Origin of the sequence: Formosa undariae (genome assembly GCF_042427615.1) — a bacterium.
GTDB lineage: Bacteria > Bacteroidota > Bacteroidia > Flavobacteriales > Flavobacteriaceae > Formosa > Formosa undariae.
The window spans coordinates 113694-126715 of the sequence record NZ_JBHMEZ010000031.1; the positions used below are offsets into that span (position 1 = coordinate 113694).

The following is a 13022-nucleotide window of genomic DNA, read 5'->3' on the forward strand; positions in this document are numbered from 1 at the left end:
TTTTTTATTTACCTCCTGCTGGTAGGTTCTTTTTCCAATACACTTCCATCGTTTCTCTTAAATGATAAGATGTATTTTCTCTCTCGTAAATAGCATGTGCACGCATTGGATAAGACATCATATTAAACATTTTGTTATGTTTTATAAGTCTATCTACAAGCATTTCATAACTCTGATAATGTACATTATCATCTGCCGTTCCATGAATAATCATTAAATTACCTTCTAGGTTCTGTGCGAAATTAATAGGAGAACCATCGTGATATCCTTTGGCATTATCTTCTAAAAGTCCCATGTAACGTTCTTGATACGTTGCATCGTACAATCTTTGATCTGACACAAAAGATACAGCTAAACCTGATTTATAAATTTCTGGATGCTTAAACATACAACCTAATGTCATTTGGCCTCCGCCACTCCATCCCCAGATACCAACACGCTCCGAGTCGATAAATTTGTATGTATCTATAATTTTTAAAGCGGCTTTACTTTGATCTTCAACAGCGAGTATACCAATTTGTCCATAAATAGATTTACGCCATTTATTTCCTCTTGGTGTTTTTGTACCTCTATTATCTACACTCATAACAATATAGCCTTGTTGCGCCATATATTGGTCCCATAAACTACCACCTCCCCAACTATCTTGCACAGTAGAACCTGCTGGTTCTCCATATACATAAAATAATAATGGATATTTTTTATTCGGATCGAAATCAATTGGTTTAATCATCCACGCGTCTAAAACGTCTTCTCCAATATCAACTTTTACAAATTCTTTCGGATTAAGGCCTAAATCGTCATATTGCTTTTGTAAGATATGATTATCTTCTAAAACGCGTATTTGTTTGTGCTTTGGAAGACTTACAAGGTCATATCGTGTAGGTGTTGTTGCATTCTGAGACGTTTGAATTCCCCATTTAGCATCTGCAGAAATTTGATAGCTATTTTGTCCCGAGTTAGAAACAGGTGTAATGCGCTCGGCATCTCCTTTTCCATCAATACGGCTTCTATATAAGTAACGTTGTGTAAAATTATCTGGCGAAGCAATATAATATACATAACCACCTTTAGGATCGATACAGTTAATATGAACCACATCAAACTCTCCTTTTGTAATAGGTGTTACCGCTTTACCATCTCTAGACACTTTAAATAAATGGAACCAACCATCGCGCTCGCTAGACCATGTAAAATATTTTTCATTTTCTAACCAACGAATATCATCATGAACATCTAAAAAAGCATCATCTGTTTCAACTAGAATATTATCAAGAGCCATTGAATTAATGTCTCCTATCCAAATTTTATTTGTGTTTTGACGACGATTAAGTTGTTGAACCATCACTTCCTGAGAATTAGGAATAAAATCCATACGTGCCAAATAATTGTTTTTTGGATCTCCAGGAATATCGAACCATTTTGTCTCTCCTCCTTTTGAAGGTACGACACCAACTTTAACTGCAGAAAGCTCTGTTCCTACTTTAGGATAAGGTAAAGGAATTGGTTTTGAGTAAATTGAATCTAAGTTGTTAATCATATAAAACGTACCAACTTCTTTCGTGTCAGATTGCCAATACGCGATGTTTTCACCGTCAGGACTCCATCTAAAACCGTCTCTACAACTTAATTCTTCTTCGTAAACCCAATCAAAAGTTCCGTTAATTATATTATCTCCACCATCTTTTGTAATCTGGTTTATGGAATGATCTCCTAAATCTTCAACAAAAATATTAAGTTCACTTACATATGCCATTTTAGATGCATCTGGAGAAAACTTAGCGAACATTAATGTAGATTCTGGTAATGACGCTCCTAACTGACTTAATGTATTTGTTTTTAAATCAAGTACCCAGTAGTCACCACGTGTATTGTATCTCCAAACTTTTTTTGTATTGGTAAAAACGAGAAGTTTACTATTGTCTGCAGACCAATCATAATCGTAAATCACCAAAGGTTTAGTTTCACCTGTTGGAACAAGTTTTTCGGCAGAAATGATAACCGATCTCTTTCCTGTTTTAGCTTCGTATCTTACAATGTCCTTTCCTCCAAGTTCCGTATTATTTTCTAATGTAGAATACCCTTTATTATCTTTCATCCATCTTACTGGACCGAAACCTTTTTGCTTGAAAACGTTATCTTTATAAACATCTTCTAACAATAGAGGCTTAGTTTCTTGGGCATTACCTTTTAGAGATAAAGTTAAAACACAGATTAAAACGCCTAATACTTTTCTTTTCATAATTATAGTTTACTCAATAAATTTTACACAATATTAAAGAGTTGAATCGTATTATTGATTGCTAATTTTAGCAATTTAAGATACTAAAACTATAGACTCATTAAAGTTTAACAAAATAACTGGTTAACAATCCATCAACTTATCATTAATTTTTAAACGATATTCCAACGGAGACATTCCAGTATGTTTTTTAAAATGTTTGTGAAAATTCGACAAATTATTAAAGCCACTACCATAACAACAATCAAAAATATTATAGTCATTATTATGTAATAATTCACAAGCACTTCCTATACGTACTTCGGTAAGATATTGTGAAAATGTTTTATTGGTTTTCGCTTTAAAAAATCGGCAAAATCCTGTTGGAGACATATTAGCAAAATCTGAAACCATATCTAAAGTGATTACTTCTTTATGATTTTTTTTGATAAAATCACAAATATCACCAACCTTAGGATTGGCTTTTTTACTCATAGATTTTGGCGTTGCTTTTGACGACAAGGCCTTAATATTGTTATTTTTAGAAATATCGTTTAGTAACCTTAAAAACAATAAAAACTTATCTAATCCAGATTTATCGGTTAATTCTTTTACGTGGCCATTTAAATATTTTGCTTTGCTTTTCGGAATTTTTATGCCGTGAGCCGCATAACCTAAAAGCTTTACAATTCTAGAAGCTTCTGGAATAGTGCGCAAAGAATCTTCTATTTTATTTTGATCGAAGAATAACGTTGTAGCCTTACATGTGTTAAATACTGAACTTTCAGCACTATCCATGGTCGGTTTTAATGCGTGTGGTAAATTTTTACCAAAAAGAAATAAATCACCCTCTTTATAAGGCACAACTTTATTTCCCACAAAAAGAGAACCTCTCCCCTTTTTAATTAAAGTAATTTGAAATTCGCTATGAAAATGCATAGGCTCATAAAAACTGTCCATAACCCATTTTTCAACAATTGGAGTACCAAATTGCGCCATAGGAATATTATATTGATGTGCGTTCATGAGTTTATAATTTTAAGTTTAATTAGCTTTATTCTTTTCAATACTTAACTTATACTGCGTAGGCGTCATCCCAATCACTTTCTTAAAATGACGATGAAAATTAGAAATGTTTGTAAAACCTGAATTATAACAACTTTCTGTTGTATTATGAGAACCACTTCTAATAAGCTCACACGCTTTTAAAATTCTCGTTTCTATAAGATATTGCGAAAATGTTTTTTGAGTCCGTAATTTAAAAAACCGACCAAAAGTCGCAGCCGTCATATTAAAATGACCTGCAATTGTATCTAATGAAATCTTCTTTTTATAATTACATTTAATAAACTCAAAGATTTCATTAATCTCGTCTATAGTATTTACATCATAATCAAGAGTTTCAATAGTATTATTTATTAACTTTTCATGACCGGTAGCTGTAGAAACATGGTCGAGTATAGTTAACAATTCTAGAACTTGATCAAATTCATTCAGGGTTGCAAGTGTTCTCATTTTATCTTCTAAATAACTTGCATCCACATTTCCCAAAACCAATCCAAATAATGCTTGAGATAAGAGATCTTTAATACCCTTTGTTTCCTGATTTTCATTAAGTAGAAAACCATAGGAGTCTACATTAAAAAACACACTAATATAATGCGCTTTTATTTTGTTGCCTTCTTCCACTTTTGTACCATCATTTCTAAAGGCATGAGGCAAGTTTTTTCCAAACAAATAGAATTCCCCTGACTTAAACTTACAGACCTTCTCACCCACCGCTAGCGAACCATCTCCGTCTAAAATAAGTGTTATCTGATATTCTTCATGAAAATGTATTGTGTTGTAAAACTGCGTATCTACATACTCCTCAACACGGATCGAAGAATCTTGACACATAGGCACTTTAAAACCAATAACAGCTGACATAAATACTTTATAAAATTATATTATAAAGTCGAATTTACAAAAAAGTATTAGAAATAGCTATTATGATATACATAATATTGGTGCAAACTTTTTAAATTTGATTTTTTACTCCATAAATTGGACTAAAAATAAGGAAAGCATAAAAATTCTTTTTTAAATTAACAATAATTCTACGACTATGAAATCATATCCAAGTATATTCAATGATGTAATTGGCCCTGTAATGAGAGGCCCATCAAGTTCTCATTGCGCCGCCGCATTAAGAATTGGTAGAATTTGCAGGGATTTAATGAACAACGCTATTGACGATGTTTACATTGAATTTGACACAAACGGTTCCCTAGCTACTACACATTCTGGACAAGGTTCGGACATGGGACTATTTGGAGGACTACTTGGCTGGAATGCCGATGACGAACGCTTAAAAGATTACGAATTCCACATGAAGGAATCCGGTGTTAATATAAAGATAGATATACATCCTATTGGAGCGACCCATCCTAATACCTATAAAATCACTTTAAAGAATAAAACAGAGACACACCAAGTTATCGGCCTCTCTACTGGTGGTGGAATGATAGAAATTATCGAAATTGACGGCGCTACAGTATCTTTAATGGGCGATTTTTACGAGACATTACTATATACAGATACCATTTCAGACGGTTTACTAAGTCAGTTAAAACAACTAGATTTAGGCGAAATCCAACCTTATAATGGGACTTTAAATTTTATTTCTATATGTTCTACCAAGGAAGAATACGACACGTTAAAACTAGAAATAGAAACCATTGAAAACATTTCTTACGCGAGAACCTTGTTTCCTGTGCTACCTATAAAATCTAGAAAAGATTTAAAAGTACCTTTTATTACCGTAGAAGAACTATTAGAATATAATAAGGACAAAGACTTAAAACTTTGGGAACTTGCTCTAGATTACGAAAGTGAACGCGGTAATATTTCAAAAAGTGAAGTCATCGATAAAATGGGAGACATTGTAGACACCATGCAAAACTCTATTGATCTCGGACTTAAAGGCACACATTACGAAGACCGTATTTTAGGAAGTCAATCTTTAGTTTTTAAGAAGAACATGGAAGAAAAGAAACTCGTTCCTGGAGACGTGTTAAACAATTCAATTATGTTCACATCGGCTATGATGGAAGTTAAAAGTTCTATGGGCGTTATCGTTGCCGCTCCTACTGCGGGGTCTTGCGGTACGTTACCAGGAACTATTATCGGAACAGCGACAACTCTTAAACTTTCTAGAGAACAAACCATACACGCTATGTTAGCCGCTGGATTAATAGGTGTGTTTATTACAGCACATTCTACATTTTCTGCAGAAGTTGGTGGTTGTATGGGAGAATGCGGATCTGCTTCCGGAATGGCAGCTGCCGGCGTAGTCGTCTTAAAAGACGGTACTTTAAATCAATCTTTAGCAGCCGCATCTATTGCGCTTCAAAGTTCTCTAGGTCTTATCTGCGACACCATAGCCGATCGTGTCGAAGCACCTTGTTTAAATAGAAATGTTATGGCAACATCCACTGCTATTTCTTGTGCAAATATGGCAATTTCGGATTACGATCAAGTAATACCGCTAGATGAAGTTATCGACACTATGAAAAGAGTTGGAGATGCCATTCCGCATACACTTAGATGCACAGGTCTTGGCGGACTAGCGATTACTAAAACAGCCAAACAAATAGAAGACCGATTAAATAAAAACAAAGCAACAGCTAATAATGGTGCTTTTAAATATTGTTAATTGATTTAGAATATTTTACTATTTAAGCTAAAAACGACAAAATATAATTATTATAAAAAATGAATAACAGATATTAATTTTTAGAACCATGTAAGTTTACCCCGAACTCACTCCTGTCCATAAAAAATTATATTTCTATGTACACCTCAATTCTAAATAGAAACATCAATAAGTTATCGTAAAACAGACCAAAAGTTTGTGAAAAATTAAAAAAATCCAGTGATAATATTTTCACTGGATTTTTTTTACGCATAAAATTAGGCTCTTTATCTTTAAAACTCAAGTATGGTCTTCTATTATTATAAGTTTGTATTTATTCTTTTGCTGTGTTACATTTATTAATTAAGAATTCTACTTTAATTATTCCATTGACAAGTTACACGAGAGCATTTCACAACAATGATATCCGCCTGTCATTGACACACGAGTATTTGATAAGTTTACCTCCTTTTAACACACCAACAAGCAACACTATAAACCGCTATCTAAATAATGAATTAGAGCTTTAGCTACACCTTATTATCGTTGCCATTCTCATAGATTTAACGGCACTTTCTACACTCATATCAATTGTATCAACTTACCCTAAGACAGAACAAAGAAATCACTACAAAACAAAAAAAAGCTAAACAATCTAAAGATTGTTTAGCTTTAATTAATATTTTAATCCTTTAATAATCTGTATCGGTTACTCAGGACTAGACACTTCTTTAATTTATTGTTTTAATATACGCTTAGTAAACTCGCCATTTCCAACTTTAATTTTCAATAGATAAATACCTGCTGTTAAGTTAGAAATATTAATTTCAGAAACTACATTATTAACTTCCCTACTTAATAAAAGTCTTCCATTTAAATCGAACACGGTAAGTTCTGCATTGCTTGTTAATTGGGTGTTTTTAATAAAAACAAAATCACTTGTTGGATTAGGATAAATACTAAAACCTAACTCTTGTGCAACAACATCATCTGTACTTAATGTAACTAAAGGAGGCATTTCTCCTTCAATAATATTATCATCTGGAAATAAAGTCCATACTGCGTGAGCTACATAATCAGCTTTAGTCCCAACTGGCACATAAAGCTTAACATTTGTTAAGTCTACACCTCCTAAAGTAGTTCCAGCTATACTAATTGCTGCTGGATTTGTCCAAGCTAGCTGCATTTGCTCTAAACTAGTATTACCTTTTAAACTGTTACCACCAAATTTATCAACCGCTACAGGAATATCTAATTCTCTTACATTTTCCATACCTGAACAACCTCCTGCATTAAAAGTAATCATGGCAGGCGCCTCAAATGAAGTAATACCTGTACAACCAGTAAACACATAAGCATTTAATTCCTCACATGCAGTCAAAACAATGTCACCAGCTAAACTAGAACCATAAAAACCATAACCATTAATAAATGTAATATAATCAAAGTTACATTTTGTCAAAGTAGACGATCGAAATGCCGAACTACCAATAGTAACAACCGTTTCTGGTAAATTTATTTCTGAAATGATTGTATTATCTCGAAATGCCTCATTCCCTATTGAGACTACTGTATACTCCGTACCAAGATTATCAGGGTCTTCAACAACTGAAGGGACTGTCAGGTTTGCAGCCGTTGATCCTGATGCGTAACCACTTACTTCAACAAACGGGGCAGTAGTAACATTGTACACTAAGTCACCAACAGTAAAAGTTTGAGCATTTACTAATGTTAACGTTAAAAATGCTGCAAATAATAGTAATGTTTTCTTCATAATAAATTTAATTTTTAGTTATTATTATAATTATTCATCAATACAATGAATTTTATCACAATTTACGTTAAAACGCACTATTACAGTGTAATAAATTAACACATCAAAATACTATATTAACAAATTATTAACAGCTCTTTTCTGGCTAATCATAAATACGAACAATTGACACCACAATATTTTCAGAAGAGAAAAAAGAGATGAATATATACCATATTATTATCCATTACAATAAAGAGAAGGAGTGTTCTAAAAAACGTTTAAAAGCAAGCAAAACAAAACGAAAACTGTCTATCGAAGAAGCGGAACCTCTCTAATCATCATTAATTAAAAAGTTAATGGAGCAACAACCGTTTTTTTCCCCCACAGTAAAAACAGTTTTTCAAGGAAATAAACCCGAAAATAATACTTCCTTTGTTTTAATAGATTTGTTGGATAACTTTAATAAAAAAAAATCCAATATCACCTAAACAAATTCTTTTAGGAAGCAAACAGAAGATGTTTTTATGATAATATGTTCGACAACTTAGTTACTACTGAATTATTAATAAGGATAGATATTCAAAATTAATATTACCTCTTTAGCACTTGCTAAGTCTTTTAAACGAGAAACTTTATTATTTTGTCAAAAAAGTACGGCATTAGGCTAACAAATCACCCATATATCCTATTGTTTTATTATAATATTGTTATTAAAAATAAATTTAGCTCCGCATCTTACACTAAAGCACTATGTTTTAATAGCGTTGCTAAACCTCTAAAAACGATATCAACGGATACTTTATTATGTATAAAAAAATACAGTTTAAACATTTTTTTCTATTGCCTTTATTAGCAATAACAACAACTTCAATTTCTGCTACCGGCCTATTCCCCGAAGAAACTAATAATACTTCGACTACATTCCGACCAACAGGCACAGATAACTTATCAAGCTCTTCTCTAGTAAAAAATAACGTCATTGAAAAATCTAATGACAAGGAATTATTAGCTGCACTAAAGAAAATTAAAAAACATCTTTTAGGAAAATCTACCTTAACAGCGGCAGAACTAGAAACAGCAAATGAAACTATCGCAAAAGACAACGCTTTATTTGCAGACAATTTTAATGTTATAGAATCTGCATTCGAAACTATTGAATTATTCGAATCTAAAAATGGGGGATTATTTACAAAAGGCTCTTCTACAGTAGGCGGACTTATAAAAACAGCTTCAGGCTTCGAACTTGAAAATTTAATGATTACCATTATGCAAGCTGTTATGGATAACTCTTACACTGAAGCAAACTTAAAAGCCAATCCAGAACTATTTAATAATAGATTATTTAAAACCTCTTCGTTCTTCCCTGGAGCAGTTGCACAGCCAGAAGATTCTTCTGTGAGTTATACCATAAAAATAAATGGAACTCATGTAAAAAAACCAGGCACACAAGCAAATTACGAAACCGAAGACGCTAGACGCCCAACAGGTTGCTATTTAGCACCAGGAAGTGTCGCAACTGTAACCCTACCTTCTTCTTTAGTTGGAATTGGAGCAACGGTATTAGTAGGCGCACATACTTGGGACTTAACAAAGAAAAAAGACTTTAAAAGATTAGATCGTGTTACAACCAAATATGATATTACTAGCGAAACAATCACCATCGCCAATCCTTTAGGAGGAGGTGTTTATATTAATGTACCCTATAAAAACGACCTAGGTATTCTTAATATTACCCTCGAAAACGTAGTACGTTCACCATATTATGCTAGAACAGCAGCTAACAATACAAGTTTAAGCGACTGGAAAAACGTAGAAAGATTACGTGAAGCCCCTTGGACAGATATAGAAACCGATAAAGTAATGATGCAAGTTCCTACTGCATGGGTCTCTAATTTTGATGGAATCGAAACAACTATGGACGACTGGGATATGTCTATGGACGCAATTTCAACGCTTTTAGGTCGTCCGCTTACAAGATCGAAAACAACAATCTACATGCAAGTAGATGTTAATAAAAGAGGAAAAGCAAACTTCCCTGGATATCCGCAATCAAATGTTTCTTACGATCCTTACACAGATTACAAAGGATACCACAGTAGTTATTTAACCGATGGACCGAGAGACCAAAGAGGATATTTAACTAATGTCCTGTTTCACGAACAAGGGCACGCAGAAAAGATTTATAAATTTAAAGGTGAGATTGAATCTTCAATTAATTTCCTTTGGGTAGCTGTACATAACAAAAAATTCGGAGTTGAATTAAACAAAGCTTTCGAAGAATCGTTTAACGGATATGGTATATCACATTCTATCGAAGAAGCCGCAACAAGCTGGATGATTACAGAAAATTTTAGATCAGGAAATCCGATGAGTTCTAAAACAGGACAAATGCGTCAGGAGTTTTCTTACCAGCCAAGAGGTCATGGAAAATATGCAGACCTTGTTAGACTTTTTGGATGGGAAGCTTTAGAAACGTTTTACGCCAATACAAGTGCAAGTTACGACAGAGGAGAAATAGATTATTCTGCCAATGTAAATGCTGTTCCTACCGACGACAGATTATTAAGAATGTCTCAGGCTGCTGGTTACGATTTGCGTCCGCTTATTCATTTTTGGGGAGTTCATCCTGATAATTTTGATCGCTTAGCAGAAGAAATCGAAAAAGATGGTTTAAAAAAATCGACTGCCATTTACGATCAATTATCTTTTTACAAAACCATAGTACCTATGGATAACAAGGCATTTAGAGCTTTTGGCTTAGAAGACTTTAATGCTGATAAAATTGAAAACGCAACGTTTCACGATAATGTTTCTCAGAGTTATTACCAAGGTTTCCTAAAAAAATGGTGGGATAGCTACGGAACTGCAGAAGCACAAGCTACTGTTGATGAAATACAAACTATTATTGATTTATACTTTCCTGACGGAAGACCGGAAGACGACAGTTCTAAAAGCGTAGAAATTACACCTAAATCTGCAGAAGCAAGTGCCTCGGCAAATCCAGAATACACTTTAGATAATAATACTAAAACAGTATGGACAACCAAAGGTGATAGCGAATATATAGTTTACGATTTAGGAGTACTTTACGATGTTTCTGAATTAAAAATTAACTTCACAGACAAACGTAAAAATTCTAATTTTTTCGATATTCAAGTTTCTAGAGAAAATCAAACGTATTTGGAAGTAATGCAAGGCTTATCTAGCAATAAAACAAAAGACACTTTCGATACCTACTCTATTTCTAGAAAAGCACGTTATATTAAAATTATAACTCATGGAAATGAAAAAGATAAATCAAATAGCATTGTAGAAGTAAAGTTCACTGTTAAAAAATAAATCACTCATCTATATTAGTCATTTTAACAACTTAGAATAGCATATTTAATCTATCCCGTTTCTTTAAAAGAAGATGATTTACAGTTCTAAACCTCCAAATTATTTTGATGCATTTCAAAATAATTTGGAGGTTTTATTTTACACTAATAATTGCTAAGCACTTTTAAGTATTAAAAGACCACAAGCGTATAGCTTTCATAAAATCTGGTTTTTCCTCTATAATTATTTGAGTTAAAAAAAATACTTCACACCTTCAAAACAAATCCGTTTCACAAGTCAGTCTACAAAATCTCATCTACGTTTTCTACCCGGAAAATCAGTACTAAAATATCGGTTAAGCTCAACTGATTTTCACTTAGCGCAGGTAAAACCTATTAATATACATCGCGTATTTTTTTAGTTGAATACACCTTAAAATCTAAATCGTTAATCGATCTTAACCAAAGTTACAAATCGAAAATTCACCACCATTTTAATAAAAAACATGGAAATTAAAGCATAAGAATACTCTTACACCATGGTTTTGTTAAAATAATACATCAATGTGTTAACATAATCATAATATCGCCCCTCGATTTGTTATAAATTTATGATTCACAATTAATTACCTCCCAGAAATACAGCATATTTTTTTTGGTGAAGGCTTTATTTATTTAACCTAACACATATTTATTATGCAAAAAAAATTACGAATTAAACAACTTTTAATGTTGCATTTGTTTGCAATAACCACCCTCCCTGTTTTGGCCCAGGACTTATTTTATGAACGGCCCAACGGAACAGAAACCACCTTTGGACAGATAGATGCCTTTCAATCTTCTACCGAAACCTTAATAACCGCCATTGATGTTAGCACTACTTTTGATAAAAAAGAAGGTTGGAAATTAGTAGCACTAGACAAAAACAATTATTACTTTCAAATTACCGATACCATCAATACCAATTATGGTCAAATAGACATTTGGAATAATAAAACAAAAACAAGAACTAATTACGGTGCAATAAGTGATATTTTTGAGACGCCCAATTATTGGACATTAGGGGGAGTAGATGATGGAAAACTTTACTTTTCTTCCAGAGAAACCAATAGCGAAATTGTGTCATGGGACGGTAGCACAATTGACACCTATGGAACTCTAAGGGATGTTGTAGGAAATGCTGCTGTTTGGCGACTTGCAGGCTTCTATAATGGCTCTATGTTTTTAGAATGGAAACATGAAAGCACCCAAGCTAATGCTGTACGCTCTTGGCATAAAGAAACAGACGTAACAACAAACCATAATCGTAAAAATTATTATGCGAGCTACGACGATGCGTATCTATTTGGTGTCACAGATTATGTGATTTCAAGCAATAACAGTACATTATCTTTATTTGAAACTATTCAAGATCATATTGCAGGTACAACCACTTTATCTGCATCAGAATTAGAATCATTAATCACCGATATTACTATTAATAGTTCATTATTTACGGACGATTCCGATGTTATAGAAACAGCTTTAGAAACCATTGCATTATACGAAGCGAAATTTGGAGGATTATTCACAGCAAACAGCTCATCGAAAGGTGGCTTTAGTAGAACAGCTTCAGGTTACGAACTAGAAAATTTAATGCTTGCAATAATGCAACCAATTATAGACTACTCGTACACCACAGAGAACCTAACTAACTATCCAACTTTATTCGAAAACACACTTTTTGAAACCTCTTCTTATTTCCCAGGAGCCGTAGCACAGCCAGCTGATCCTACAGAAAGTTTTACTATTCAGATAAACGGAATTCACGTTAGAAAACCAGGTACACAATCTAATTACGAAACCGAAGATGCTAGACGACCAACTGGAACATATTTAGCACCAGGAAGCGTGGCGACAGTTACCGTTCCATCATCATTAGTGGGTATAGGGGCTTCTATCTTAGTGGGTGCACATACTTGGGATTTGACCAAAAAATCAGATATCAAACGAATGGATCGTGTTACAACAAAATACGAAATAAACAGTACAACAGTTAAAATTGCAAATCCA

At 33.3% G+C, this 13022-nt stretch carries 7 protein-coding genes; 3 read left to right on the forward strand and 4 right to left on the reverse strand.

Going from position 1 to position 13022, the window contains the following annotated elements; genetic code table 11:
- Positions 1–4: 4 nt before the first annotated feature.
- From ACFFVB_RS17030 to ACFFVB_RS17040, 3 genes are all read right to left on the reverse strand, one after another.
- Positions 5–2242 (reverse strand): S9 family peptidase, encoded by a 2238-nt coding sequence (locus ACFFVB_RS17030; protein ID WP_382384434.1) that lies wholly within the window; start codon positions 2240–2242, stop codon positions 5–7.
- Positions 2243–2365: 123 nt separating this feature from the next.
- Positions 2366–3247 (reverse strand): AraC family transcriptional regulator, encoded by an 882-nt coding sequence (locus ACFFVB_RS17035; RefSeq protein ID WP_382384435.1) that lies wholly within the window; start codon positions 3245–3247, stop codon positions 2366–2368.
- Between the two features lie 18 nt (positions 3248–3265).
- Positions 3266–4150, reverse strand: coding sequence for an AraC family transcriptional regulator (locus tag ACFFVB_RS17040; protein ID WP_382384436.1), 885 nt, complete (start codon positions 4148–4150; stop codon positions 3266–3268).
- 178 nt (positions 4151–4328) lie between these two features.
- Between ACFFVB_RS17040 and ACFFVB_RS17045 the strand changes: the two genes are divergently transcribed.
- Positions 4329–5918: an L-serine ammonia-lyase, iron-sulfur-dependent, subunit alpha gene (locus ACFFVB_RS17045; RefSeq protein WP_382384437.1), complete on the forward strand. Its 1590-nt coding sequence runs from the start codon at positions 4329–4331 to the stop codon at positions 5916–5918.
- A 715-nt stretch (positions 5919–6633) separates the two neighbouring features.
- Here the strand turns inward: ACFFVB_RS17045 and ACFFVB_RS17050 are convergent.
- Positions 6634–7671 carry a leucine-rich repeat domain-containing protein gene (locus tag ACFFVB_RS17050; RefSeq protein WP_382384438.1) on the reverse strand — a complete coding sequence of 346 codons (1038 nt, stop codon included), beginning with the start codon at positions 7669–7671 and terminating at the stop codon, positions 6634–6636.
- A gap of 822 nt (positions 7672–8493) precedes the next feature.
- On the opposite strand from ACFFVB_RS17050, the gene ACFFVB_RS17055 reads away from it, so the two are divergent.
- Together ACFFVB_RS17055 and ACFFVB_RS17060 are read left to right on the forward strand one after the other, a co-directional pair.
- Entirely contained in the window at positions 8494–10992 is a 2499-nt protein-coding gene (locus ACFFVB_RS17055; protein WP_382384439.1) for a M60 family peptidase N-terminal accessory domain-containing protein, read from the forward strand.
- A gap of 674 nt (positions 10993–11666) precedes the next feature.
- Positions 11667–13022, forward strand: a 1356-nt coding sequence (locus ACFFVB_RS17060) for a M60 family peptidase N-terminal accessory domain-containing protein (protein ID WP_382384440.1), incomplete at its 3' end; no start/stop codon positions are given.

Coding starts and splice junctions, on each gene's coding strand:
- ACFFVB_RS17040 (WP_382384436.1), bottom strand. CDS start 4,150: ATGTCAGCTGTTATTGGTTTTAAAGTGCCTATGTGTCAAGATTCTTCG.
- ACFFVB_RS17030 (WP_382384434.1), bottom strand. CDS start 2,242: ATGAAAAGAAAAGTATTAGGCGTTTTAATCTGTGTTTTAACTTTATCT.
- ACFFVB_RS17035 (WP_382384435.1), bottom strand. CDS start 3,247: ATGAACGCACATCAATATAATATTCCTATGGCGCAATTTGGTACTCCA.
- ACFFVB_RS17045 (WP_382384437.1), top strand. CDS start 4,329: ATGAAATCATATCCAAGTATATTCAATGATGTAATTGGCCCTGTAATG.
- ACFFVB_RS17050 (WP_382384438.1), bottom strand. CDS start 7,671: ATGAAGAAAACATTACTATTATTTGCAGCATTTTTAACGTTAACATTA.